The organism is Streptomyces sp. RK9, assembly GCF_045070545.1.
Taxonomy (GTDB): Bacteria; Actinomycetota; Actinomycetes; order Streptomycetales; family Streptomycetaceae; genus Streptomyces; species Streptomyces alboflavus.
On sequence record NZ_CP173703.1, the window covers coordinates 3198597 to 3224613 of the forward strand.

General features: G+C 72.1%; 22 protein-coding genes and 1 riboswitch. Of the genes, 15 read left to right on the forward strand and 7 right to left on the reverse strand.

Annotation, left to right across the window (positions count from 1 at the left end; genetic code table 11):
* Positions 1–28: 28 nt before the first annotated feature.
* Complete coding sequence (locus tag AB6L24_RS13105; RefSeq protein WP_030360443.1) at positions 29–484, forward strand: Lrp/AsnC family transcriptional regulator; 456 nt, start codon at positions 29–31, stop codon at positions 482–484.
* A gap of 145 nt (positions 485–629) precedes the next feature.
* On the opposite strand, the gene AB6L24_RS13110 is transcribed toward AB6L24_RS13105, so the two are convergent.
* Positions 630–1244, reverse strand: coding sequence for a Repetin (locus AB6L24_RS13110; RefSeq protein ID WP_405655226.1), 615 nt, complete (start codon positions 1242–1244; stop codon positions 630–632).
* A gap of 337 nt (positions 1245–1581) precedes the next feature.
* On the opposite strand from AB6L24_RS13110, the gene AB6L24_RS13115 reads away from it, so the two are divergent.
* Both AB6L24_RS13115 and AB6L24_RS13120 read left to right on the forward strand, forming a co-directional pair.
* On the forward strand, positions 1582–2376 hold the full coding sequence (locus AB6L24_RS13115; protein WP_380860859.1) for a carbon-nitrogen hydrolase family protein: 795 nt from the start codon (positions 1582–1584) through the stop codon (positions 2374–2376).
* 78 nt (positions 2377–2454) lie between these two features.
* A complete protein-coding gene (locus AB6L24_RS13120; RefSeq protein ID WP_405655228.1) occupies positions 2455–4149 on the forward strand; it encodes a flavin monoamine oxidase family protein in 1695 nt (564 codons plus the stop codon).
* 7 nt (positions 4150–4156) lie between these two features.
* Here the strand turns inward: AB6L24_RS13120 and AB6L24_RS13125 are convergent, their stop codons facing one another.
* From AB6L24_RS13125 to AB6L24_RS13135, 3 genes are all read right to left on the reverse strand, one after another.
* On the reverse strand, positions 4157–5062 hold the full coding sequence (locus AB6L24_RS13125) for an LLM class F420-dependent oxidoreductase (RefSeq protein WP_405657146.1): 906 nt from the start codon (positions 5060–5062) through the stop codon (positions 4157–4159).
* 126 nt (positions 5063–5188) lie between these two features.
* Entirely contained in the window at positions 5189–5926 is a 738-nt protein-coding gene (locus AB6L24_RS13130; RefSeq protein WP_405655230.1) for a DUF5995 family protein, read from the reverse strand.
* A gap of 51 nt (positions 5927–5977) precedes the next feature.
* Positions 5978–7393 (reverse strand): uracil-xanthine permease family protein, encoded by a 1416-nt coding sequence (locus AB6L24_RS13135; protein ID WP_380860853.1) that lies wholly within the window; start codon positions 7391–7393, stop codon positions 5978–5980.
* A 204-nt stretch (positions 7394–7597) separates the two neighbouring features.
* Here AB6L24_RS13135 and AB6L24_RS13140 point away from each other — a divergent pair, with 204 nt between their 5' ends.
* A complete protein-coding gene (locus tag AB6L24_RS13140; protein ID WP_405655232.1) occupies positions 7598–8914 on the forward strand; it encodes an alginate lyase family protein in 1317 nt (438 codons plus the stop codon).
* Between the two features lie 124 nt (positions 8915–9038).
* Here AB6L24_RS13140 and AB6L24_RS13145 read toward each other — a convergent pair whose 3' ends face one another.
* Positions 9039–10271: an MFS transporter gene (locus AB6L24_RS13145; protein WP_405655234.1), complete on the reverse strand. Its 1233-nt coding sequence runs from the start codon at positions 10269–10271 to the stop codon at positions 9039–9041.
* Positions 10272–10432: 161 nt separating this feature from the next.
* Between AB6L24_RS13145 and AB6L24_RS13150 the strand changes: the two genes are divergently transcribed.
* Positions 10433–11599 (forward strand): ROK family transcriptional regulator, encoded by a 1167-nt coding sequence (locus tag AB6L24_RS13150; protein ID WP_405655235.1) that lies wholly within the window; start codon positions 10433–10435, stop codon positions 11597–11599.
* 191 nt (positions 11600–11790) lie between these two features.
* Here the strand turns inward: AB6L24_RS13150 and AB6L24_RS13155 are convergent, their stop codons facing one another.
* Positions 11791–14112: a chitinase C-terminal domain-containing protein gene (locus AB6L24_RS13155; protein ID WP_405655237.1), complete on the reverse strand. Its 2322-nt coding sequence runs from the start codon at positions 14110–14112 to the stop codon at positions 11791–11793.
* 291 nt (positions 14113–14403) lie between these two features.
* Positions 14404–14534, forward strand: a riboswitch (FMN riboswitch).
* Between the two features lie 177 nt (positions 14535–14711).
* Here AB6L24_RS13155 and ribD point away from each other — a divergent pair.
* The 10 genes from ribD to AB6L24_RS13205 all read left to right on the forward strand — a co-directional run bounded on the left by ribD (position 14712) and on the right by AB6L24_RS13205 (position 23702).
* A complete protein-coding gene (gene ribD / locus AB6L24_RS13160; RefSeq protein ID WP_405655238.1) occupies positions 14712–16019 on the forward strand; it encodes a bifunctional diaminohydroxyphosphoribosylaminopyrimidine deaminase/5-amino-6-(5-phosphoribosylamino)uracil reductase RibD in 1308 nt (435 codons plus the stop codon).
* Complete coding sequence (locus AB6L24_RS13165) at positions 16020–16667, forward strand: riboflavin synthase (protein ID WP_405655239.1); 648 nt, start codon at positions 16020–16022, stop codon at positions 16665–16667.
* Positions 16664–17326 (forward strand): nicotinamide riboside transporter PnuC, encoded by a 663-nt coding sequence (locus tag AB6L24_RS13170; protein ID WP_405655241.1) that lies wholly within the window; start codon positions 16664–16666, stop codon positions 17324–17326. Before AB6L24_RS13165 ends, AB6L24_RS13170 begins: the two co-directional genes overlap by 4 nt.
* The gene (locus tag AB6L24_RS13175) at positions 17323–18654 is read left to right on the forward strand and encodes a bifunctional 3,4-dihydroxy-2-butanone-4-phosphate synthase/GTP cyclohydrolase II (RefSeq protein WP_405655242.1); all 1332 of its coding nucleotides are present in this window, start codon (positions 17323–17325) and stop codon (positions 18652–18654) included. Before AB6L24_RS13170 ends, AB6L24_RS13175 begins: the two co-directional genes overlap by 4 nt.
* 46 nt (positions 18655–18700) lie before the next feature.
* Complete coding sequence (gene ribH, locus AB6L24_RS13180) at positions 18701–19207, forward strand: 6,7-dimethyl-8-ribityllumazine synthase (protein WP_405655243.1); 507 nt, start codon at positions 18701–18703, stop codon at positions 19205–19207.
* A 13-nt stretch (positions 19208–19220) separates the two neighbouring features.
* On the forward strand, positions 19221–19493 hold the full coding sequence (locus AB6L24_RS13185; protein ID WP_030360427.1) for a phosphoribosyl-ATP diphosphatase: 273 nt from the start codon (positions 19221–19223) through the stop codon (positions 19491–19493).
* Positions 19494–19607: 114 nt separating this feature from the next.
* Positions 19608–20456 carry an ATP phosphoribosyltransferase gene (gene hisG / locus AB6L24_RS13190; RefSeq protein ID WP_030360426.1) on the forward strand — a complete coding sequence of 283 codons (849 nt, stop codon included), beginning with the start codon at positions 19608–19610 and terminating at the stop codon, positions 20454–20456.
* Positions 20457–20479: 23 nt separating this feature from the next.
* Entirely contained in the window at positions 20480–20950 is a 471-nt protein-coding gene (locus AB6L24_RS13195; RefSeq protein ID WP_405655244.1) for a PH domain-containing protein, read from the forward strand.
* Positions 20951–21216: 266 nt separating this feature from the next.
* Positions 21217–22611, forward strand: coding sequence for a hemolysin family protein (locus AB6L24_RS13200; protein WP_405655246.1), 1395 nt, complete (start codon positions 21217–21219; stop codon positions 22609–22611).
* Positions 22608–23702, forward strand: a complete 1095-nt coding sequence (locus AB6L24_RS13205; protein ID WP_405655248.1) for a hemolysin family protein — start codon at positions 22608–22610, stop codon at positions 23700–23702. The genes AB6L24_RS13200 and AB6L24_RS13205 overlap by 4 nt, the downstream gene beginning before the upstream one ends.
* Before the next feature lie 93 nt (positions 23703–23795).
* On the opposite strand, the gene AB6L24_RS13210 is transcribed toward AB6L24_RS13205, so the two are convergent.
* Positions 23796–25667: an AAA family ATPase gene (locus tag AB6L24_RS13210; protein WP_405655250.1), complete on the reverse strand. Its 1872-nt coding sequence runs from the start codon at positions 25665–25667 to the stop codon at positions 23796–23798.
* Between the last annotated feature and the right edge of the window lie 350 nt (positions 25668–26017).

Here is a 26017-nt window from a genome sequence, read left to right on the forward strand (position 1 = left end):
TGACACGCAGAAAAGTGAACGACCCCCTGTGCGACTGAACGATCTCGACGAACGCATCGTGCACGCCCTCGCCGAGGACGCCCGCCGCTCCTACGCCGACATCGGCCAGCTGGTCGGCCTGTCCGCGCCCGCCGTCAAACGGCGCGTGGACCGGCTGCGGGCCACCGGAGCCATCACCGGATTCACGGTCCGCGTCGACCCGGCCGCGCTCGGCTGGGAGACCGAGGGGTTCATCGAGATCTACTGTCGCCGGAACACCTCGCCCGAGGCGATCCAGCGAGGTCTTGAGCGGTACCCGGAGATCGCGTCCGCCTCCACCGTCACCGGTGAGGCGGACGCGATCGTCCAGGTTTTCGCCGCGGACATGCGGCATTTCGAGCGGGTCCTCGAGCGGATCGCCGGGGAGCCGTTCGTTGAGCGGACGAAGTCCGTGCTGGTGCTTTCGCCGCTGATGCGAAGGTTTTCTTCCGGGTCGCCCGCCTAGCCCGCGGCTGCGGCATTGCTTCGATCTCGCCGTTGCACGGCCCGTCCTTTGCGGCTGCGGGTGCTTTGCGGCTGGTCGCGCGGTTCCCCGCGCCCCTTCGGGGGCGCGGGCCGCCCCACCCCCGTGAGGGCGGCCCGCGCCGTGACTAGGACGTGGGGTACGGGACCTTCCACGGCACCACGTGGAAGTCGCCCGTGCCCTTCTTGACCTTCTCGAACGGGGCCGCGCTGTTGCACTTCGTCAGCTTCTTCGTGCCGTCGGGGCCGCCCGTCGCGGCCCAGTTGTAGCCGAGCCGGTCGTTCTTGCCCTGGTCGTGGACGCTGAAGCCGACGCGGCTGCCGTTCATCTCCTTGATGTTGGTCTTGGTGATGATGCCGGTCGCCGACGCCACCTTCCCGCCGGTCAGCAGGCAGTCGATGCGGCCCGTCGCCCAGCCGCCCTTGCCGCCCGGCTTCTCCAGGTGCACGAACTTGAACGTGCCGGTCGCCTTGTCGGGACGCTTGACGTTCTTCTTGGCCAGATGCGCGTCGAACGTGAAGGTGATGTCCTCCGTGGTCTTGCGGAACAGCTTGGCCTTGCCGGTCAGCGCGGCCGCCTCACGGGGCTCGGCCCGTTCGGTGGCCGCGTGCCCGCCGACCTTCTTGCCGGGGTGCGTGACGTCCTCCCCGGACGCCACGGCCACTCCGGCCGCGCCCGCGGTGATCAGGAGCGCGGCGCCCACGGCGACGGCACGGTTGCGGGTGAAGGCGTTACGGCTCACGGGAAGCCCTCCGTCTTTCGTTCAGGCTGGTCACCCGGCGTTCCCGGGTGAGAAAACGATCCCGCGGAAGGGCCCGTCGGGGCGTCCGGCCCAGGTCTGCACTGTGTTTCCGCCGCGCGGGGGAGGGGCCGGCGCGGCGGATGCGCCCGCAGGCGTACGCGCCGCCCCGGGCGCCACGCAACGAATCGCCGCCACCCCCTCCCCACGCGCAACAAATCGCCCAGAGGGGTGCAACGGTCGCGCCTTGCCCGGCCACGGCCGCGGAACGTACCGTCTTTGCGAACCCCTGACGCCCGTCCGTCTCCCTACGCACGCCCCGAGGACAGCCATGTCGCCGCTGCGCACCGCCCTGCTCCAGAGCTCGGGACGTCCCGGTTCCGTAGCCGCCAACCTCAAGGTCCTTGACGAGGCGGCGGAGCGGGCCGCGGCGGCCGGGGCGCGGCTGCTCGTGACGCCGGAGATGTTCCTGACCGGGTACGCCATCGGCGACGACGTGCCCCGCCTCGCCGAGCCCGCCGACGGCGACGCGGCGGACGCGGTGGCCGACATCGCCGTACGCCACGGCCTCGCCGTCGCCTACGGCTACCCGGAGCGCGCGGACGCCGACGTCTTCAACTCCGTCCAGCTCATCGGTGCGGACGGCGCCCGCCTCGCGAACTACCGCAAGACCCACCTCTTCGGCTGCTTCGAGCGCGACCACTTCACCCCCGGCGAGCAGGCCGTCGTCCAGGCCGACCTCGACGGCCTCCGGATCGGCCTGATGATCTGCTACGACGTGGAGTTCCCGGAGAACGTGCGGGCCCACGCCCTCGCGGGCACCGACCTGCTGCTCGTCCCGACCGCGCAGATGCACCCGTTCCAGTTCGTCGCCGAGTCCGTCGTGCCGGTGCGCGCCTTCGAGAACCAGATGTACGTCGCGTACGTCAACCGCGTCGGCCCCGAGGGAGAGTTCGAGTTCGTCGGCCTGTCCACGCTCGCCGGCCCCGACGGGATCGCCCGCACCCGCGCCGGACGCGGCGAGGACCTGGTGCTCGCCGACGCCGACCCCGCCTTCCTCGCCGCGTCCCGCGAGGCCAACCCCTATCTGAGCGACCGCCGCCCCGGCCTGTACGGACCCCTCGTCCAGGCCTGACCGCACCGGGCCGCAAGGCCGCCGAGGGCGAAGCCCGCCCGCACCAACGTTCCGTACTGTGCAAGGAGTCCGTACCCCATGACGTCCACGGTGCCCACCGCCGTCCAGCACACCGACGCGCAGCCGCCCATCACCATGTTCGGGCCGGACTTCCCCTACGCGTACGACGACTTCCTCGCGCACCCCGCGGGCCTCGGACAGATACCCGCGACCGAGCACGGCACCGAGGTCGCCGTCATCGGCGGCGGGCTCTCGGGCATCGTGGCCGCGTACGAGCTGATGAAGATGGGCCTCAAGCCCGTCGTCTACGAGGCCGACCAGATCGGCGGCCGCCTGCGCACCGTCGGCTTCGAGGGCTGCGACCCGTCCCTGACCGCCGAGATGGGCGCGATGCGCTTCCCGCCGTCCTCGACGGCGCTGCAGCACTACATCGACCTGGTGGGCCTCAAGACCCAGCCCTTCCCCAACCCGCTCGCGGAGTCGACCCCCTCGACGGTCGTCGACCTCAAGGGCGAGTCCCACTACGCGACGTCCGTCGACGACCTGCCGCAGGTCTACCGCGACGTGATGAACGCCTGGAACGCCTGTCTGGAGGAGGGCGCCGACTTCTCCGACATGAACCGCGCCCTGCGCGAGCGCGACGTGCCGAAGATCCGGGAGATCTGGGCGAAGCTCGTCGAGAAGCTTGACAACCAGACCTTCTACGGCTTCCTGTGCGAGTCCGAGGCCTTCAAGTCCTTCCGGCACCGCGAGATCTTCGGCCAGGTCGGCTTCGGCACCGGCGGCTGGGACACCGACTTCCCGAACTCCATCCTGGAGATCCTGCGCGTCGTCTACACCGAGGCCGACGACCACCACCGCGGCATCGTCGGCGGCAGCCAGCAGCTCCCGCTGCGCCTGTGGGACCGCGAGCCGCAGAAGATCGTGCACTGGGCGCTCGGCACGTCGCTCAGCTCGCTGCACGAGGGCGGCGCGCCGAAGCCCGCCGTGACGCGGCTGCACCGCACCGCCGGGAACCGCGTCACCGTCACGGACGCCTCGGGCGACATCCGCACCTACCAGACGGCGATCTTCACCGCCCAGTCCTGGATGCTGCTCTCCAAGATCGAGTGCGATGACTCGCTGTTCCCCATCGACCACTGGACGGCGATGGAGCGGACCCACTACATGGAGTCCAGCAAGCTCTTCGTGCCCGTGGACCGGCCGTTCTGGCTGGACAAGGACGAGGAGACCGGCCGGGACGTCATGTCGATGACGCTCACCGACCGCATGACGCGTGGCACCTACCTGCTCGACGACGGCCCGGACAAGCCCGCCACCATCTGCCTCTCCTACACCTGGTGCGACGACAGCCTGAAGTGGCTGCCGCTGTCGGCGAACGAGCGCATGGAGGTCATGCTCAAGTCGCTCGGCGAGATCTATCCGAAGGTCGACATCCGCAAGCACATCATCGGCAACCCGGTGACCGTGTCCTGGGAGAACGAGCCCTACTTCATGGGCGCGTTCAAGGCGAACCTGCCGGGCCACTACCGCTACCAGCGGCGCCTGTTCACGCACTTCATGCAGGACGACCTGCCCACGGACAAGCGCGGCATCTTCCTCGCGGGCGACGACATCTCCTGGACGGCCGGCTGGGCCGAGGGCGCCGTGACGACCGCGCTGAACGCCGTGTGGGGCGTCATGCACCACCTGGGCGGCGCGACGGACGCGACGAACCCCGGCCCCGGCGACCTGTACGACGAGATCGCGCCGGTGGAACTGCCGGAGGACTGAGGGCTTCTCAGAGCCCGGCCTCCCTGGCCGCCGCGTGCACCGCGGCGGCCACGTCGACGAGCTCCCCGGCGTCCCGGGCGCTCGCCTGGAGGTCGACGAGGATCTCCTCCACCCCGACTGCGGCGTGCGCCAGCAGGTCCTCGGCGATCTGCTCGGCGTCGCCCCGGAAGGGGGCCCGGTCGGGGCCGTCGTACGGCTTCGGCGTGAAGCGGGCGTTCGCGCGCAGGACGCTCTGGATCGGGGCCGTGCGGCCGCGCTCGGCGGCCAGGTCCGTCAGCCGCCGCCACTCCTCGGCGAGGCGCGCGGGGCCCGCCGCGCCGGGCATCCAGCCGTCGGCGCGGTCCACGAGCCTGCGGGCGGCGCGCGGGGAGTTGGCGGGCAGCAGCACCGGGATCGGGCGGGCCGGCTTCGGGCCCACCTCGGACGGGGGGATCGTCGTCAGCGCCCCCTCGGGCCCCTCGTACGCGACCGGGTCCGGGCCCCACACCGCCCGGCACACGTCGAGCGTCTCGTCGAGGACCTTTCCGCGCCGCTCGTACGGCGCCACCGACGCCGCCGCGTACTCGTCGAGGGACCAGCCCGTGCCGAGGCCCGCGACCACCCGGCCGCCGCTCGCCGCGTCCAACGAGGCCAGGGAGCAGGCCAGTTGGAAGGGCACGTGCAGCGGCGCCACCAGGACGCTGGTGCCGAGGCGCACCCGCTCGGTGACGGCGGCGGCGAGCGTGAGCGTGACCAGGGGGTCGGCGACCGAGCGGTAGGTGTCCGGCCAGGGCCTGCCCGGGATGCCCCACAGGCCCTGGGTCGGGGGATCGGGGAACAGGACGCGCTCGAAGACCCAGAGGCTGTCGAACCCGGTCTCCTCGGCGGCCCGCGCCACCTGCGGGACATCGCGTCCGATGGCGAAGTGCTTCATCTGCGGCAGGCCGAGGCCGAGTCGGCAAGAGGGCACGACAGCTCCTGTGGGTCCGGGACGGGTCCCGCAGCGGGTCCGGGGCGGGACCCGACCACGCTAGGGCCTGTCCGATGGGTCGGCGCGGGATCAGTCCGGCAGAGGCGTGAGCAGCATCCGGCCCACGAGCCCGACCGTGTCGTCCAGACGCGCCCGCATCTCCTCCGCCACGCCAGGGAAGTCGCGCAGCGCCCAGAGAGCCCGCGCCGCCGACCAGGCGCCGTCGCGGGCGCGGTCCAGGGACCAGGAGCCGAGCAGGTGGGTGAGGGGGTCGGCGACCTGGAAGAGGTCGGGGCCCGGCATCAGGTCCTCGCGGATGCGTTCCTCCAGCGAGACGAGGATGTCGCCCACGCGGTCGAACTCGTCCTCCAGGTCGGTCGGCGCGCAGCCGAGGCCGTGGCAGGTGTCCACGACGGCGAGGGCCAGGTCGTGGCCGATGTGGGCGTTGATGCCGGCGAGCGCGAACTGCAGGCCGCGCACGCCGGGGTGGCGGCGCAGCTGGAACAGGGGGCGCCAGCACGCGGGCGGGTACCCGTCGGCCGCGGCGGTGTCCACGGCCCGCAGATAGCGCTCCGCGAACCGGACGTCGAGCGTGACCGCCGCCCTGACGTCGGGGAAGGCGCCCGCCGCGACGCTCCGGGCGACCTCCTGGGTGACCGCCAGGTACACGCGGTTGAAGACGGCGACGCCGTCGCGGCGCGGCCACGTGGCGTCGAGGGCGCGCATCCGCGCGAGGACGCCGTCGACGCCGCCCTCGGTGAGGCGGCCGGTTCCGCTGTCCTCGCGCGCGGGGTGGGCGCGCTCGGCGATCCGCTCGGACTGGGCCATGGGGGCAGCGTCCCAGCCGTGGTGCGGCAGCCGGGCGCGCCGGGCTCGGGCTTACCCAGAACGAGGGAACCCGTCCGAGTCCTTGTGCGTGTCGTCGCCGTCGTCGTACGTGGACGTGCCCGAATCCAGCAGCGGTTCCTGGGACTTGAGGTGGGCGGGGGCGAACGCCCGCAGCACGTGGTAGCCGGTGATGACGACGATCGTGCCGAGCGCGATGCCGCTGAGCGAGAAGTTGTCGGTGAACTTCAGCGAGACGTTGCCGACGCCGATGATGATGCCCGCGGCGGCCGGGACCAGGTTCAGCGGATTGCGCAGGTCCACGTCGGCGTTGATCCAGATCTGCGCGCCGAGCAGCCCGATCATGCCGTACAGGATGACGGTGATGCCGCCGAGGACGCCGCCGGGGATCGCGGCCACGACCGCGCCGAACTTCGGGCACAGGCCGAAGAGCAGGGCGAAGGCGGCGGCCGCCCAGTACGCGGCGGTGGAGTAGACGCGGGTCGCGGCCATCACGCCGATGTTCTCGGAGTACGTCGTGTTGGGCGGGCCGCCGACCGCGGTGGAGAGCACGGACGCGGCGCCGTCCGCGGAGATCGCGGTGCCGAGCTTGTCGTCCAGGGAGTCGCCGGTCATCTCGCCGACGGCCTTGACGTGTCCGGCGTTCTCCGCGACCAGGGCGATCACGACGGGCAGCGCCACCAGGATCGCCGACCACTCGAAGCTCGGCCCGTGGAAGGACGGCAGGCCGATCCAGTCCGCGTTCCCGACCGCCGACAGGTCCAGGCGCCAGTGGTCGGTGACCTGGCCGGAGCCGTCCTGCGAGTGGATCTTGCCGAAGACCGAGTCGAGCACCCAGGACAGCGCGTACCCGAAGATCAGGCCGAGGAAGATCGCCACCCGGGACCAGAATCCGCGCAGGCACACCACGGCGAGCCCGGTGAACAGCATCACGCACAGCGCGGTCCACTGGTCCTGCGGCCAGTAGGTCGCGGCCGTGACCGGCGCCAGGTTGAAGCCGATCAGCATCACCACCGCGCCCGTGACGATCGGCGGCATCGCGGCGTGGATGATCCGCGCGCCGAACCGCTGCACCGCGAGCCCCACGACGAACAGCGCCGCGCCGACGACGAGCACCGCGCCCGTGACCGTCGCGCTGGAGCCGCCCTGCGCCCGGATCACCGCGGCCACGCCCACGAAGGACAGCGAGCAGCCGAGGTAGCTGGGCACCCGGCCGCGCGTGGCGAGCAGGAAGATGACCGTCGCGACGCCCGACATCATGATCGCGAGGTTCGGGTCGAGGCCCATCAGGACCGGCGCGACGAACGACGCCCCGAACATCGCGACCACGTGCTGGGCGCCGAGTCCGAAGGTGCGGGGCCAGGAGAGCCGTTCATCGGGGCGGACGACGGCTCCGGGCGCGGGGGTGCGCCCGTCGCCGTGCAGTCTCCAGCGCACGCCGAGATCCATGGTGAAGTTCGCTTTCTGTGCGCGGGGACGAGCGGTGTCGTCGCAGGGGCGAGCTGTGCCGTCGCGGGGACGAGCCGTGTCGTCATGTCGACGATCAGCGTCGACATGTTAGTGCGACGTAAGGGTGGCTCCTTTCCGACGCGCTTCCGGTACGTTGACATGGCCAAGTCACTGAACGGAGTTCACATATCTGATGGGAGCGTGATGAGTGCCCGTACCCGCATAGGCGCCCTGTTCACCGCGGCGGCCGCCGTCGCCGCCGTCCTGGTGACGGCCGTACCGGCGACTCCGGCCCAGGGTCCGCCGCCGGTGGCCGCGGCCGCGCAGGACGCGCAGGCCGCGAAGGTGAAGGCCCCCGACACCGCCGTCCTCGACGGCAGGCGTCTGGCCGACGCCAAGCGGCGGCTCGACCGGGGCGACCCCCGACTGCGCGAGGCCCTCGGCCACTTGACGGCACGCGCGGACAAGTGGCTCGGCAAGGGCCCCTGGACGGTCGTCGACAAGCCGAGGCCCGCACCGAGCGGCGACCCGCACGACTACCTGAGCCAGGCCCCCTACTGGTGGCCGACCGGGCCCAAGACCCCCGACAACCCCTGGGGCTGCCCGTACGAGCAGCGCGACGGCGAGCGCAACCCGGAGGTCGACACCGGCACCGACCGCCGCGACGTCGAGAACGTCTTCGACTCGACCTACGAGCTGTCCCTCGCCTGGTACTACACGGGCGACAGGAAGTACGCCGAGCACGCCGCGAAGGTCCTGCGCACCTGGTTCCTCGACCCGGCGACGCGGATGAACCCGAACCTGAACCACGGGCAGTTCATCCCCTGCAAGTACGACGGCCGCGCCATCGGCATCATCGACTTCTCGCAGTCGTACACCTCCGTCGTCGACGCCCTCGCGATCCTCGGCACGGGCGCGCCGGGCTGGACGACGTCCGACCGCGCGAAGATGTCGTCCTGGACCAAGAGCTTCCAGAAATGGCTGGTGGAGAGCCAGTTCGGCAAGGACGAGGCCGCCGCGAAGAACAACCACGGCACCTTCTACGACATGCAGCTCGCCGCCCTCGCGTACGCGAACGGAGACAAGGCGCTCGCCCGCAGGACCGTCCTGAACGCCCGCGCCCAGCGCATCGACCCGCAGATCGCCGCCGACGGCAGCCAGCCGCAGGAGCTGACCCGCACCCGCAGCTGGCACTACTCGACGTTCGACCTGGTGGCCTACACCCGCCTCGCCGACATCGGCAGGCACGTGGGCGTGGACCTCTGGAAGTACCGGGGCCCGGACGGGCAGAGCCTGTTCAAGGCGGTCGACTATCTGCTGCCCGCCGCGACCGGCGCGGCGAAGTGGCCGCATCCGGAGCTTCAGTTCCTGCGGTACGCGGCCAGCGACGTCGTGCGCGCCGCCGCCGACGCGGGGTCGGCCGCCGCGAAGGCCGCGGTGCCGAAGCTGGAGCGGCCGCCCGGCGGGGACCTGTGGGAGCTGCGCCCTGCGGCCGAGCAGTTGGACTCGATCGCGGGGTGAGGTGCGCGGGCCGGAGCGTGCTTCCGGGCGGAAGCGGCGGCTCCCGCCCGGGGGTGGTCGGTGGAGTGCCCGGGGGCCCGCGGAGGCGGTGGGGCTCGCAGGGCGCGCGGGGCGCGTGGGCCCCTCAGGACTTGCGGTCCGCCGGTGCCGCCTGGGCCTCCGCCGCGCCGGCCCCCGCCGACGGCGCCGGACGGCCCGCCGTGCGCAGCACCCCCGCGAACGCCATGAGCCCGCAGGCCAGCGCCGTGACCAGGCAGAACGACGCCACCAGGCTGGTCGCGTCCGCGAGCGCGCCGATCGCCGAAGGGGCGACCAGACTGGAGGTGTACGTGATGGTGGCGACGCCCGCGATGGCCTGGCTCGGGTTCGGGCCGCTGCGCCCGGCCGCGGCGAACGCCAGCGGGACGACGACCGCGATGCCGAGACCCATGAGCGCGAACCCGGTCATGGCCATCGCCGCGTGCTGCGCCGTCACCACGAGCAGCCCGCCGAGCGCGGCGCACGCCCCGCCCGCGCGCACCGTACGGACCGCGCCGAACCGGTCGACCACCTTGTCGCCCGCGAACCGCGCGATCGCCATGGTGAGCGTGAAGCCCGTGGTGCACGCGGCGGCGAGGCCCGCGGAGGAGTCGAGCACGTCCTTCAGGTACACCGCCGACCAGTCCAGGCTCGCGCCCTCCGCGAACACCGCGCAGAAGCCGACCGCGCCGATGAGCAGCGCCGACTTCGGCGGCAGCGCGAACCGCGGCGGCGCCTCCTCCTCGGGCGCGCTGCGCAGGTCGAGCACGCCCTGACAGGCGATCAGGCCGAGCACGGTGAGCACCGCGGCGGCGACGACGTGGTGCACACGGGCGTCGACGTGCAGATGGGCCGCGATGGTGCCGCCCGCGGAGCCGAGCAGGGCGCCCGCGCTCCACATGCCGTGCAGGCCGGACATGATGGACTTGTCCATGCGGTGCTCGATCTCGACGCCGAGCGCGTTCATGGCGACGTCCGCCATGCCCGACGTCGCGCCGTACACGAACAGCGCCGCGCACAGCGTGACCAGGTTCGGCGCGAGCGACGGCAGCGTGAGCGCGAGCGTCCACAGGGCGAGCAGCCCGCGCAGCGCGGTCCGGGCGCCGAAGCGGTGGCTCACCCAGCCCGCGAGCGGCATCGCCACGGAGGCGCCGATCGCGGGGAAGGCGAGCGCGAGGCCGAGCAGGCCCGCGCTGATGTCCGCGTGGTCCTGGATCCACGGCACCCGGGTCGCGAACGAGCCCGCGACCGACCCGTGCACGCAGAAGATCACCGCGACGGCGATCCGGGCCCGGCTCAACCGCCGCTTGTCCTGCCCCACTTGGTGCTGCTCACTCATCCGCTCCACCCCTCCACGCTCCCGTTCGGAACCGCCGCAGTAAACTATCAGGAACCCTGCCTGATAAAAGAGGGCCGGGGAACCGAATATCGCGCGCGTCCGAAAGCGGCCTCTCCCCGGCGGAGGGCGGACCGACGGGAGCGCTGTGGAAGGATCCGGCCATGCCCGCATCTCCGAGCACCGCTCGGGCCATCAACGACCGGCTCGCGCTGCGCCTGCTGCAGCGCGAAGGGCCCTTGACGGCGGGACAGTTGAAGCAGCTCACCGGCCTGTCCCGGCCCTCCGTCGCCGACCTCGTCGAACGCCTCCAGGGCTCCGGTCTGATCACGGTCGTGGGTGAGACCGGGGAGCGCCGCCGCGGCCCGAACGCCCGGGTCTACGGGATAGTCGCCGACCGGGCCCACCTGGCCGCGCTCGACGTGCGCACCGAGAGCGTCTCCGTGGTCGTGGCCGACCTGCTCGGGACGCAGCTCGCCGAGGCGACCGTGCCGATCGGCGGCGGCACCGGCACCGGCCGCGCCGTCGAGCGGGCCGTGGCCCTCGTCGAGCGCACGGCGCGCGCGGGCGGCGCGAGCAGGCTGCACACGGTGGGCGTCGGCGCGCCCGGCCTCATCGACCCGGCCACCGGCGACCTGCGCGACTCGGCCGGCCTGCCCTCCTGGCACCGGAGCTTGGTGGCCGCCCTCACCGAACGGCTGCCCGCCCGCGTCCTGGTGGAGAACGAGACCAACCTCGCCGCCCGCGCCGAGCAGCGCGACGGGGCCGCGCACGACCGCGGCACGTTCGTTCTCCTGTGGCTGGGTGCGGGTACCGGTGCGGCCGTTGTCCTGGACGGCGCTCTGCGGCGCGGCGCGTCCGGCGGTACCGGGGAGATCGGCTTCCTGCCGGTGCCCGGCACCGGGGAGCTGCCGTCGGCCACCGCCTGCGACGGCGGCTTCCACTCGCTCGCCGGGTCGGGGGCGGTGGCCGACCTCGCCGCGGAGCACGGGCTCAAGGTGGACCCCGGAGCGGGGGAGTTGGTCGCTGCCGCGCTCGTGCGGCACGCCGTGGAGACGGGCCATGAGCCGTTCCTTGCCGAGCTTGCCGACCGGGTGGCCATCGGCGCGGCGTCCGTCGCGGCGGTACTTGATCCGGGCTGTGTGGTCCTCGGCGGTGAGGTGGGCCGGGCGGGCGGCGACGCGCTCGCTCAGCGCGTCGCCGAGAGGGTTGCTGTGATGTCTCCGTTGCGCACGGAGGTTCGCGCCAGTGCGCTGGGGGGCGCGGCCGTTCTGCGGGGGGCGTTGCTGACCGCCCGGGACGCGGCGCAGGAGGAGCTTTTTTCGACGTAGCGCCGCTTTGGCTGGGCTGTTCTGGGCTCTGCGGGGTGGCTGGGTCCTGTCGCGCAGTTCCCCGCGCCCCTGTGGGGCGCTCCTCCGCCGCGCCGCACATCGGTACGGACCCGCGGCCCCAGCCGTGCCGGTGTGAGCCCGGCGGCGGGGCAAGGGCAGTTCTTCCCGCCGCCGGGTGCCTGGGGGAGGGGTCAGCAGGCTCCCAGGTCCTGCCACGGGCCCCACTGGGTGGCACCGGGCTCCTCGCCCTTCGTCCACCACTTGGACTTCCAGTTGTGCGACTTGTGGGACACGGTCGTCCCGGAGCCGTACTCGGACGACGTGCTCCACGCGGGCGCGGTGCACTTGCCGGGCGGGTCGGTCGGGTCCGGCGGGTCGGTGGGTCCGGTGCCCGTGCCGGGTTCGACGACGGTCGTGCCGCGCGCCAGGTCACCGGCGAGCCCGTAGGTCGTACCGCTGATGTTCACGGTCCAGTTCGACGGGGTCGACACCGGCAGGTAGTAGTTGAACGACAGGTCCACGGACGCCCCGGGCGCCAGCGTCTGCCAGGCCGGCAGCTTCAGCGAGACCCGGTTGAAGTCGCCCTTGAGGCCGCCGATGTTGTCGCCGGTGTGCCCGGTGCCGATCACCTTCGTGCCGAAGCCGGACTGGTCGGAGGCGTTGGCGGGGGCGGAGGTGCCGTAGTCGAACTGGAACTCCGTGCCGCCGGGCAGCGTGGTCTTCGTCTTGTTGGTGATCTTCAGCTTGGGCGTGATCGGATAGTTGGAGTCACCGAGCTTGAAGTCGCCGAACTCCACGCCGATGTCGACGGCCTTGGCGGGCAGGTCCTTGCCCGCGACCTTCGCGCCGTACGGGGACGCCGACTTGAACTTGTCGTACATCGCCGTGGTCAGCGTGTCACCGATCTCGTACTGCCCCTTGGCGGAGTTGTACGTGTAGTCACCGGCGAGCTCCCACACCATCGTGCCGCCGATGCCCTTGTCGACCACGTAGTCGGCCTTGGCCTTCACCGACTGCTCGTCCTCGGTGGACAGGAAGACCTTCTTGTCGGCGTTCCACAGCCAGGGCGCGACGAGCCTGGAGTCGTACTTGCGCGCGTAGGTGCCGGTGAGCTTGGTGTCGGCGGGGAAGCCGTACTTGGTGACGTAGTCGCCGACGACGCCCTTCTCCAGGTTCTTGGCGTGCCACATCGGGTTCGACCCGGCGGGCGACTCCTTGCCCTTGTCGTCCTTGTCGTGCCACAGGTTGTCGATGCCGACGGCCCCGTCACCGCACTTGGTGAGCCCGGAACCGGCAGGACAGTCGGTCGACGCCGCCTTGCCCCACAGCCCGTCCGTGCCGCCCTGCACGTTCTTGAAACCGCGGGTGTAGTACGGCAGGCCGATGTTGATGCGGCCCGCGGGCATCGAACCGCGGAAGTAGTGATAGGCCCAGTCGGTGTTGAGATACCCGATCCCGCCGTACTGCTGGCTGCCGTACACCCCCGCCGCCGCGAGTTCGGCGTCCTTCCCGTCGTCGTAGAGGGAGGCGTTCGGGCCGACGTACTCGTTCCAGGCGCCATGGAGGTCGTACGACATGATGTTGACGTAGTCCAGGTACTTCTGGACCTGGAAGGTCTCCATGCCGCGCAGCAGATATCCGGACGACGGCGCGGCCACGGTCAGCAGGTAGTGCCTGCCGTCGGCGGCGCCGGCCTTGTCCAGCTTCTCGCGCAGCGTCTTCATCAGGACGGCATAGCCCTTGACCAGGCCCGCGCGGCGGCCGTTGGCGAGCTGCCAGTCCAGCGGATTGCCCGCGTCCTTCATCGTCGTCGGGTATTCGTAGTCGATGTCGACGCCGTTGAAGCCGTACTTCTTGATGAACGCGACGGTGGAGTCGGCGAAGGTCTCGATGCCCGCCTGGTTCACCGAGCCGTCCGCGTTGGTGGCCATCGAGTAGAAGCCGCCGGAGTTCACGCGCTTGCCGTCGTCGCCGAAGTAACCGCCGGTCTCGGCCCAACCGCCCACGGAGACCATGGTCTTGACGTTCGGGTGCTTCTTCTTGAACTTATTCAGCAGATTGAAGTGACCCTTGTAGGAGTACGCGGGGTCCATTTCCGCACCCGCGACGCCCGGCCAGGTCATTCCGGTGGCGGCGTTCTTCTCGCCGTCACCGCCCACGGAGATCTTGTTGTCGCTCCCGATGTGCGCGAAGGCGTAGTTGAGGTGGGTGACCTTGTCCCAGGGGATGTCGGACGCGAGGTAGGCGGGCTCGCCGTTCTTGCCGGTGCGCCAGCCGGTGAAGTAGCCGATCACGCGGCGCTGGTGGTCGGCGCCCATCTTCTCGCGGCCGTCGGCGTCGTAGACGGAACAGTAGGGGACGTCGACGCCGGGGGTCTTGTAGAGGCCGTCGGGACGGCAGGACTCGTTGTCGGCGGCGTGCGAGGTCGTCGCGGCGAGGGTGCTCATCAGCAGTCCGGCGACCGCTGCGCCGGCTGCCAGGAGCGTGGCTCTCGCTCGGGTGGGGGTGGGCACGTCGGTTCCTCCTGGGGAGGCTCGGTGTCGCACAACGAACGGGGACGGCGGCCCACGGCGTGCGCACACCGGGCGGGCCTCTCCTCGGAGTGACGCAGACGTTAAGAGGACTAGACCAGTGCGTCAATAGGTATGGACCAATCCCTTTGCGCGGGCCCGGTGCCGCCGTGGATGGGGTAAAGAGGGGGCCGCCGGAGGGCCGGAGGAGGTGGCAGGCGCCTGTGAGCCAGCCCACAGGATCTCCCCTGCACGGCTGTGACCAGGCGTGGCACACTGGTCGGGTACCAGAAGCAGCGCACTCCGGGGTCGGTGCAATTCCGAACCGGCGGTTAAAGTCCGCGACCCGGCCGCCTCCAGCGGTCGGTTGACCAGGTGAAACTCCTGGACCGACGGTGAAAGTCCGGATGGGAGGCAGTGCGCGGCGAGCGGACACATGTGTCATGTGTGTCGCCTCGTCGTCTTTGCTCGGTTCCGCCAAGGGGACCGGTCTCTTTCGACGTCCGGCGACCCCGGCGACGATCCATGCCGGTGTTCCGCTCGTACGTAGTCGTCGTCATCGACAGCCCCGGAGTCCGTGCCCGAAGAGGCAGGAGGACCCGGTGGCCACCGCAGCCGAAGCAGTCGCCATGCGACGCGCCGTCGCGCTCGCCGCGCGCGGACTCGGGTTCACGAGCCCCAACCCCGTCGTCGGCTGCGTCGTCCTCGACGCCACCGGCGCCGTCGTCGGCGAGGGCTACCACCAGCGGGCGGGCGGACCGCACGCCGAAGTGCACGCCCTGCGCGCGGCCGGCGAGAAGGCCCGCGGCGGCACCGCCGTCGTCACCCTCGAACCCTGCAACCACACCGGCCGCACCGGCCCCTGCGCCCAGGCCCTCCTCGACGCCGGGATCGCCCGCGTCGTGTACGCCGTCGACGACCCCACCCCCGACGCGACCGGCGGCGCCGCCACCCTCCGCGCGGCCGGAGTCGACGTCGAGCCCGGCCTGCTCACCGAGGAGGCCGAGACGGTCAACGCCGCCTGGCTCACCTCGGTCCGCACCGGCCGCCCCCACGTGACCTGGAAGTACGCGGCCACGCTCGACGGCCGCGTCGCCGCAGCCGACGGCACCAGCCGCTGGATCAGCTCCGCCGCGTCCCGCGCCGACGTGCACCGGCTGCGCGCCGAGTGCGACGCCGTCGTCGTCGGCTCCGGCACCCAGCGCGCCGACGACCCGCACCTCGCGGTGCGCGGCGTCGACGGCGCCGCCCAGCCGCTGCGGGTCGTCGTCGACACCCACGGCACCGCCGTGCGGCCCGGCGCCCGGGTCCTCGACGACGCGGCGCCCACCCTGGTGGCCGTCGCGGAGGGCGTGGAGCCGCTGCCCGGAGTGGACACGGTGCACCTCCCGTACGCGGACCAGCACGCGGACGCCGACCACCTGCCGTACGTCGAGCGCACCCCGCGCCCGTCGTACGCGGCCGGGAACGGCGGCGGCGCCTCGGCGCCGTCCGGGCGGCCGGACACCGACGACGAAGAGGACCGCCTCGAACACCGCTTCACCGCGAGCGGCGGCGCCTACCGCGCACAGCGCCCGGCGGCCCCCGCCCCGCACCGCCCCCCGGCGGGCACCCCGGGCGGCCTCGACATCGACGCGCTGCTCGCCGAACTGCACGCCCGCGGCGTGCGGTCCGTGCTGCTCGAAGGCGGTCCGACGCTCGCCGGAGCCTTCGTGGCCGCCGGCGCCGTCGACCGCGTCATCGGCTATCTCGCGCCCACGCTGCTCGGCGCGGGCCCCACCGCCCTCACCGGCGGCGGAATCACCACCCTCACCGAGGCGTTGCGCCTCGACGTGCGCGAGTGCGTCGCGCTCGGACCCGATCTGCGTATCACCGCGACCGTCGCGGGACCCGGAACGAAGGAGCACTGAGTGTTCACCGGAATCGTCGAAGAGCTGGGCGAAGTCACCGCCGTGGAGAACCTGGGCGACGCGTCCCGCTTCCGGCTGCGCGGCCCCGTCGTCACCGACGGCGCGAAGCACGGCGACTCCATCGCCGTCAACGGCGTGTGTCTGACGGTCGTCGAGCACGAGGACGACGAGTTCACCGCCGACGTGATGGCCGAGACGCTCGACCGCTCCAGCCTCGGCGCCCTCGTCCCCGGCTCCAAGGTCAACCTGGAGCGCCCCACCGCCGTCGGCGACCGCCTCGGCGGGCACATCGTGCAGGGGCACGTCGACGGAACGGGCACCATCGTCGACCGCAAGCCGTCCGACAACTGGGAGATCGTCAAGGTCTCCCTGCCCGAAGGACTCGCCCGCTACGTCGTCGAGAAGGGCTCCATCACCGTCGACGGCGTCAGCCTGACCGTCGTCGACGCCGGGGCCGACCACTTCACCATCAGCCTGATCCCGACGACCCTCGCCCTGACCACGCTCGGCGTCAAGCAGCCCGGCGACCCGGTCAACCTCGAGGTCGACGTCATCGCCAAGTACGTGGAGCGGCTGCTCGGCGCGGGCGTCGTGCCGTCCGCGCAGGCCGCCGACGCCGGGGCGACGGAAGGGGAGGCGGCGCAGTGAGCACGTTCGACTGGCTGAACTCCGAGGCCTTCACCGCCTTCGGCCAGCACATCATGTGGTCCGACATGGTCGGCAACAGCATCGGCCTGATCGCCCTCGCGCTCGGCTGGCGCCGCTCCATCTGGACCTGGCCCGCCCAGTTCCTCTCCGGCGTCGTCCTCGTCGCCGCGTACGCCTCCGCGCAGCTCTCCGGCGGCGTCGGCAAGCAGCTCCTCGTCATCGGCGTCGCCCTGTGGGGCTGGCGGCAGTGGACGCGGGGCGCCCGCGCCGCGCAGGACGGCTCCATCGCCGTGCGCTTCGCCACCTGGAAGGAGCGCGGCGTCCTGCTCGCCGGCACCGCCGCCGGCACCCTCGCCGTCGGCGCGCTCTTCACCGCCCTGCCCGACCTTTCCTGGAACCCCTGGCCGGACGCCTACATCTTCGTCGGCACCCTCGCCGCGATGGTGGCCCAGGCCCGCGGCCTGGTCGAGTTCTGGTTCGCCTGGCTGCTCGTCGACATCGTCGGCGTGCCCCTCGCCTTCTCCAGCGGACTCGCCTTCTCCGGGTTCGTGTACGTCGTCTACCTCGCCCTCGTCCTGTGGGGCCTGCGCGACTGGTGGCTGCGCTCCCGGCAGCCCGCCACCCAGCAGCGGCCCGCTCTGGAAGGAGCCCCGGCATGACCGCTCAGCCCACGCCCACGCCCGAGGACCAGGAGCCGACGCCCGCGCGCCCGGCCGCCCGCACCGAGGACCTCGTCCTGGACCTCTCCCTCGACCCGGTCGAGATGGCCATCCGCGACATCGCGGCAGGCCGCCCCGTCGTGGTCGTCGACGACGAGGACCGCGAGAACGAGGGCGACCTCGTCATCGCCGCCGAGAAGGCCACCCCCGAGATCGTCGCCTTCATGATGAGCGAGTGCCGCGGCCTGATCTGCGCGCCCATGGAGAGCGACGAGCTCGAACGCCTGCACCTGCCCCAGATGGTCGAGAACAACACCGAGTCGATGAGCACGGCCTTCACCGTCTCCGTCGACGCGAGCGGCGCGCACGGCGTCACCACCGGCATCTCCGCCGCCGACCGCGCCACCACCCTCCAGCTCCTCGCCGGCGGCAAGGCCGACGCGAGCGACTTCGTCCGCCCCGGCCACATCTTCCCGCTGCGCGCCAAGGCGGGCGGCGTCCTCGTGCGCGACGGGCACACCGAGGCCGCCGTCGACCTCGCCCGGCTCGCGGGGCTGCGGCCCGCCGGGGCCATCGTCGAGATCGCGGGGGAGGACGGCCGGATGCTGCGGCTGCCCGAACTGGTGCCGTTCGCCCGCAGGCACGGCCTGACGATCATCTCCATCGAGGACCTGATCGCCTACCGCCGCACCGCCGAGCCCACCGTCCGCCGCGAGGCCGAGGTCCGACTGCCCACGTCATACGGCGAGTTCACCGCGTACGGCTACCGCTCCACCGTCGACGGCGTCGAGCACGTCGCCCTCGTCCACGGCGACATCGGCACCGGCGAGGACGTCCTCGTCCGCGTCCACTCCGAGTGCCTGACCGGCGATGTCTTCCACTCCCTGCGCTGCGACTGCGGGCCGCAGCTGGAGGAGTCCATGCGGCGCGTCACCGACACCGGGCGCGGCGTCGTGGTCTATCTGCGCGGCCACGAGGGGCGCGGCATCGGACTGCTCTCCAAGCTGCGCGCCTACGAGCTCCAGGAGCGCGGCAGCGACACCCTGGACGCCAACCTGGAACTGGGCCTGCCCGCCGACGCCCGCGACTACGGCGCCGGCGCCCAGATCCTGGACGACCTCGGAGTCCGCAGCCTGCGGCTCCTCACCAACAATCCGGACAAGGTCGAGGCCCTCGCCCGGCACGGCCTGAAGGTCACCGCGCGCGAGCCCATGCCGGTCACCGTCGGCGAGCACAATCTGCGCTACCTGCGGACCAAGCGGGACCGCATGGGCCACGACCTGCCCTGGCTGGACACCCCGGAGATGTCCGCCTGCGGCAACCAGTAGCACAAGTCATCCGAACAGAGCCCCGACACACCCCGAGGAGAAGCGCGTGAGCGGCAAGGGTGCCCCCGAACTGAGCGTGAAGAACTGTGGTGACCTGCGCGTCGCCGTCGTCGCCGCCCTGTGGCACGAGCAGGTCATGGACGGCCTCGTCGACGGCGCCCTGCGCGCCCTGCACGAGCTCGGCATCGACGAGCCGACGCTCCTTCGCGTGCCCGGCAGCTTCGAGCTGCCCGTCGTCGCCAAGGTCCTCGCGGGCCGCGGCTACGACGCGATCGTCGCCCTCGGCGTCGTCATCCGCGGCGGCACCCCGCACTTCGAGTACGTCTGCCAGGGCGTCGCCCAGGGCCTCACCCAGGTGTCCGTCGACACCGGTGTGCCCATCGGCTTCGGCGTGCTGACGTGCGACACCGAGGAGCAGGCCCTGGACCGCGCGGGCATCGAGGGCTCGACCGAGGACAAGGGTCACGAAGCGGTCACCGCCGCGGTGGCCACGGCGGCCACGCTCCGCACGATCGCCGAACCCTGGCGGCAGGGCCGGGGCGTGGGCGCGTAGAGTGAACGACATCATGTCCAAGAAGACTTTCGAGGAACTCTTCACCGAGCTCCAACACAAGGCCGCCAACGGTGACCCCGCCACGTCCCGCACCGCGGAGCTGGTGGACAAGGGCGTCCATGCCATCGGCAAGAAGGTCGTCGAGGAGGCCGCCGAGGTCTGGATGGCCGCCGAGTACGAGGGCAAGGAAGCCGCCGCCGAGGAGATCTCCCAGCTCCTGTACCACGTACAGGTGATGATGGTCGCCCGCGGCATCTCCCTCAGCGACGTGTACGCCCATCTCTAGAGCGCGTTCTCCGGAGCGCGCGCCGGGTGTGCCGCTCCGGAGCGCACGTCCCCTTCACCGATCTCCCTCTCCGCACGTCCGCACGCACTTCCTCACGCAAAGGAATCCGACCTCATGCTGCGCATCGCCGTCCCCAACAAGGGTTCACTGTCCGGACCTGCGTCGGCGATGCTCCATGAGGCCGGCTACCAGCAGCGCAAGGAGTCCAAGGAACTCGTCCTCGTCGACCCCGAGAACGAGGTCGAGTTCTTCTACCTGCGCCCGCGCGACATCGCCATCTACGTCTCCTCCGGCAAGCTCGACATCGGCATCACCGGACGCGACCTCCTGATCGACTCCGGCGCCAACGCCGAGGAGATCCTGCCGCTCGGCTTCGCCCGCTCCACCTTCCGCTTCGCCGCCAAGCCCGGCACCGCGCAGGGCATCGACGACCTGGCCGGACGCACCGTCGCCACCTCCTACGAGGGCATCGTCGCCAAGCACCTCGCCGACAGCGGCATCGACGCCTCCGTCATCCACCTCGACGGCGCCGTCGAGACCGCCATCGAGCTGGGTGTCGCCCAGGTCATCGCGGACGTCGTCGAGACCGGCACCAGCCTGCGCAACGCGGGCCTGGAAGTCTTCGGCGACCCGATCATGAAGTCCGAGGCCGTCGTCATCCGGCGCACCGGCGCCGAGGCCGACGACCCCAAGGTGCAGCAGTTCCTGCGCCGTCTCCAGGGCGTCCTGGTCGCCCGGACGTACGTGATGATGGACTACGACTGCCGCGCCGAGCACCTGGAGCAGGCCGTGGCGCTCACCCCGGGCCTGGAGTCGCCGACCATCTCCCCGCTGCACAACGAAGGCTGGGTCGCGGTCCGCTCCATGGTCCCCACCAAGGACGCCCAGCGGGTCATGGACGACCTGTACGCCATCGGGGCGCGCGCCATCCTGACCACGGCCATCCACGCCTGTCGCCTCTGACCGCGCCCACCGACATGACTGCCATGACTGCCAAGTCCGACCGGCCCGCCGCATCCCCGGCGCAGGCCCTGCCCGTCACGTTCCGGCCCGCCCGCACCCGGGCGGTGCTGCTCACCGCCGGGGCCGCGGTCTTCGTCGCCCTCGTCGTGATCTCCGTGCTGCTGCCCAACCTCAGCCCGGGGGAGCGGACCAGCTTCGTCTTCACCGGCGCGCTGCTGCTCGGCGCGCTCGTCCTGCTGAGCAGGCCCAAGGTGGTCGCCGACGAGACGGGCGTGACCGTCGTCAACATCGCCACGAGCCGCCGCCTGGAGTGGGCCGAGATCGTCCGGGTCAATCTGCGCCCCGGCGACCCCTGGGTGTTCCTCGACCTCACCGACGGCACCAGCCTGCCCGCCCTCGGCATCCAGCCGGGCATCGCCAAGCAGCGCGCCATCAGCGACGCCCGCGCGCTGCGGGCCCTGGTCGAGGCGCGCTCCGGCAGCGAGACCGGCTGAGGGGCCCCGACCGGGGAATCCCCCAAGGGCCGGAATCCGGGAGGACTCGGGGGATCCCGAACTGACGCGTCGGCGCCTGTCTTGATTAATCTGGATGCGGGGCGGACACCACGTGCCGCCCCGCCCCGGACGGCCGGCGCGGCCGGTACGGGGCTCCTGCTAACCGAGGAGTGACCCTCTCCGGCGATGGACGGATCGTCCTGTAGTACCTGCGCCGCCCCCTCCCGACATACGGGGACCCGAGCACCGGGCGAGGCGGCGGCATCATGACCATCCCCTTGCTGCTCCTCGGAGCGGCTTTCCTGCTGATCCTCGCCAACGGCTTCTTCGTGGCCGCCGAGTTCGGCCTCGTCACCGTCGAGCGGCCCGACGCCGAGAAGGCCGCAGCCGACGGCGACCGCCGGGCGCGCACGGTCGTCGGCGCCCTGAAGGAGCTGTCCTTCCAGCTGTCGGGCACCCAGCTCGGCATCACCATCACCTCACTCGTCATCGGCATGCTCGCCGAGCCCGCCCTCGCGCACCTCCTCGCCCGCCCGCTCACCTCGACGGGCATACCGGAAGGGGCGGTCTCCGGGGTCGCGGTCGCCATCGGCATGCTCCTGGCCTCCGCGGTGCAGATGGTGATCGGCGAGCTGGTGCCCAAGAACTGGGCCGTGTCCCGGCCGTTGCAGGTCGCGCGATTCGTCGCGGGCCCGCAAGCCGCCTTCTCCCGCCTGTTCCGGCCGGTGATCGCCGGGCTCAACTCCGTCGCGAACCGCCTGGTGCGCTCGCTCGGGGTGGAGCCCGCCGAGGAGCTGGCCTCCGCCCGCACCCCCGGTGAACTGGTCTCCCTCGCCCGGCACTCGGCCCGCGCCGGAGCCCTGGAGCAGGACACCGCCGACCTGTTCGTGCGCACGCTCTCGCTCGGCGAGCTCACCGCGCAGCACGTGATGACGCCCCGCGTGAAGGTCAGCGCCCTGCAGTCCTCCGCCACCGCCGAGGACGTGGTGAACCTGACCCGGGCCACCGGCCTGTCCCGCTTCCCGGTCTACCGCGAGCGGATCGACGAGGTCGTCGGCATGGTCCACCTCAAGGACGCCCTCGCGGTCCCCGCGCACGAGCGGCTGCGCGCCCCCGTGGGGAGGATCGCCAAGTCCCCGCTGCTCGTCCCGGAGACGCTGCCCGTGCAGCCCCTCCTGGAGCGGCTGCGCAGCGAACAGCCGATAGCGGTGGTCGTCGACGAGTACGGCGGCACGGCCGGGGTGGTCACCCTGGAGGACATCGTCGAGGAACTCGTCGGCGAGGTCCGCGACGAGCACGACCACCAGGACGGCCTGCCCGACCTCGCCGCCGCCCCGCCCGAGGACGGCAGACCCGCCTGGGACGCCGACGGCGGCTGCCGCGTCGACACCCTGCGGCGCATAGGACTCGACGTGCCCGAGGGTCCCTACGAGACCGTGGCCGGACTCGTCGCCGATCTGCTCGGCCGCATCCCGGCGCCCGGCGACCGCGCCGAACTCCCGGGCTGGCGGCTCGCGGTCCGCCAGGTCGGGCACTACCGCGCGGAGCGGGTGCGCCTGGTGCGGACCGGGGACCCGGCAGGGGCTCCGGGCGATGGGGCCGACGCGGCCGACGGGGCCGCGGACCGGGTGGGCGCCATGGTCGCGGAGGCCGTCCGATGAGCGCCCTCCAACTCCTGTTCGCCCTCCTGCTCGTGCTCGCCAACGGCTTCTTCGTGGGGGCCGAGTTCGCGCTCGTGTCCGTGCGCCGCAGCCAGATCGAGCCGCTGGGCTCCAAGCGGGCCCGCCAGGTCCTGTACGGCCTGGAGCACCTGCCGCAGATGATGGCCGCCGCCCAGTTCGGCATCACCGTCTGCTCGCTGACGCTCGGCGCCGTCGCGGAGCCGACCGTGGCGCGGCTGCTCGAACCGCTCTTCCACGCGGTGCACCTGCCCGAGGGCATGATCCACCCCCTCGGCTATGTGATCGCGCTCGCCGTCGTCGTCTTCCTGCACCTCGTCATCGGCGAGATGCTCCCGAAGAATCTCGCGATGGCGGCGCCCGAGCGGACCGCGCTGTGGCTCAGCCCCGGCCTGGTCGCGTTCGCGCGCCTGTGCCGGCCGGTCACGGTGACGCTCGGCGCCTGCGCCCGGCTGATCCTGCGGCTGTTCAAGGTCGAGCCCAAGGACGAGGTGGAGGCGGTCTTCACCAGCGTGCAGCTGGGCCGTCTGGTGGAGGACGCGGGGCAGGCGGGTCTCCTCGACCCGCATGCGCAGGAGCGCCTCGAGGACGCCCTCGAACTGGGCTCGCGGCCGGTGACGGACGTCCTGCTCGACCGCGCCTCCCTGGTCACGGTCGGCCCTTCGGTCACCCCGGCACAGGTCGTCGAACTCACCGGGCGCACGGGCTACTCCCGGTTCCCGGTGCGTGCGGAGACCGGCGCCTTCATGGGCTATCTGCACGTGAAGGACGTCCTGGACCTGGAGGACACCGACCGCGCGGTGCCCCAGCACGTCTGGCACCAGATGACGGTCCTGCGCGCCGAACTCCCCCTGGACGACGCCCTGACCGTCATGCGGCACGCCGCGACGCACCTGGCGCAGGTCGCCGACGCGTCCGGCAAGGTGCTCGGCCTCGTCGCCCTGGAGGACGTCCTGGAACTCCTGGTCGGCGAGGTCCGCGACCCGGCGCACCGGGTGGCGGTGCCCCCGGCGGCGCACGCGGTGCGGAGCCGGGGCGCGGGGGACGTCCGCGGGAAGGAACTGGTCGGCTGAGGCCGGTGGACGGGCGGGCCGGGGCGGTCGGGGAGAGCGTCTCGGCCTCGCCGCCGTCCCGGGCGCGCTCAGGTGCTGGGCCCCGCGCTCGGCTCAGGCGCCTGCCGGGTCGGTCGGCCCCCGCCCCGACAGGACCTCCCCGTACGCCTGCATGAGGTCAGGCAGTCGCAGGGTCGACAGGTCCGCGCGGGTCGGTGCCCCGGGGTAGCCGGAGAGCCGCAGGTCGCGGTAGGCGCAGCTCTTCTCGTACAGCGTGCGCAGGAAGCGTCCGTTGCCCAGCTCGTCGATCCACGTCTGGTCGACCACGTGGCCGCTGATGGAGCGCAGCTCGTCCAGGGCCTCCTCGTCCCACACGTCGCCGTTGTCGGCGGCGAGGACCTGACCGATCGCGGTGAGTTCCAGGGGCCGGTACGAGGGGAAGTCGACGCGCGTCGTGAAGCGGGAGGAGAGTCCGGGGTTGGCGGCGAGCAGCCGGTCCATGCCCTCGGGGTAGCCCGCGAGGATCACGACGAGGTGGTCGCGGTTGTCCTCGGCCCGCTTCAGGAGCACCTGGAGGGCCTCGTCGCCGTACGCGTCGCCCTTGCCGTAGCCGGAGTTGGACAGGGAGTACGCCTCGTCGACGAAGAGGACGCCGCCGATCGCCGAGTCGATCAGCTCGTTGGCCTTCACGGCGGTCTGGCCCAGGTACTCGCCGACCAGGTCGGCGCGCTGGGCCTCCACGAGGTGGTCGCCGCCGAGCAGGCCGAGGGCGTAGAAGACCCGGCCGAGGATGCGGGCCACGGTGGTCTTGCCGGTGCCGGAGGGGCCCGAGAAGACGAAGTGTCGTTTCGGCGGCTGCACCGGAAGGCCCTGCGCGGCCCGGAAGCGGGCCATGTTCAGCTGCGCGGAGAGCGCCTTGACCTGGCGTTTGACGGGTTCGAGGCCGACCATCCGCTCCAGCTCGGCGAGCGCCTGCTCCAGGAGGGCCGGGTCGGTGGGCCCCGTCGGGGGCTGCCGGGGCGCGGGCTTGATCGGGATGACGGCCTTCTCGCGCACCGTGTCGGCGTCGGGCGGGCCGCCGCCGGGCGGCAGTTCGGGCTCGGTCACCTTCAGGTCGCGGCCCTCGGCGCCGAACAGCGCGTCCACGCCGTCGGGTCCGTCGAGGGCGTCCTGGCCGACGCCGGTGAGGGAGATCGCGGCCAGGTCGGCGGCGTCGTCGTAGCCGTCGCCCTCGGAGATGGCGGCGAGCCGCGCGGAGGTGTCCATGAAGGCGGGGTCGACGCGGTGCACCGCGCGGTACAGCGGCAGCGCGGCGGCGGACCTGCCGGTGCCCTCGTGCGCGCGGGCCAGCCAGTAGCGCAGCTCCTTGCGCTGCGGCTGTTCACTGCGGCAGCGCATCAGCGCGGCCGAGAGCAGCGGCTCGGCCTGGCCGTACATCTCCAGGCGCACCCGCGCCATGCCGCCGAAGAGGCCCGCCTCGATGCCGAGCATCGCGTCGTCGATCAGCGGGTCGGTGTGCCGCACCAACTGCTCCCAGTCCTTGACCAGGTAGGCGCGGCAGGCGTGCAGAAAGCGCACCTGAGCGTCGGCGTCGACCGGCGGCAGCCCGGCGAGGGCCCGGTCGAGCTCCGGCACATGGCGGCCGTCCAGCCAGTGCGAGGCGTGCGCGAGCAGCAGGTCGCGGGTGGACTCAAGGACGGGCTGCACCCACCAGCCCAGCCAGTACCAGGAGTTGAGGGTGCGCACATGCCGGGCGCGCTGTTCGCCGAAGCGGTCCCGGTGCTGGAACATCCTGAGCAGCGCGGTCGTCGTGTCGATGCGCAGCGCGTGCAGCCCGAGCCAGCCGTCCGCCATGCCCGGGTCCATGCGCACCGCGGCCCGGAACTCCTCCTCGGCCTGCGGATAGGCGCCCATGGTGTAGGCGTCGACGCCCCGCAGCCAGGCGAGGTCGGCCGGGGCCGTAGAGCCCTGGGTGCCGAAGTCCATCACGTCCCCCACAAACCGTGCCCCCGTTTGTGTACCGCCGGGCCGGTGCCCGCCGGCAACTGAGCTGAACCGCCGTGCTGCGGACGGGAGTTGACGCAGTGCGCTAGCAGCCGTCCGAAGTCGCACCACGATGCATCGTACCTGCGTGGCAGGGGTCGGCCGTAGGGTGCCGCAGCGTTGGATCTCCGGCGGGGGCTTCTGGGGGTGGCCGACAAGGCGAGGCCCGATGGTGACCCAGGGTGAGCGATCGGCGGCTCATGGCGCCGGGAAATGAGGGGCTGCGGGCAGAACGAAGCCCCCGATCACGGGGGAACAACCGGGGGCTTCGCGTCTGTGGGCGACCCGAAAGG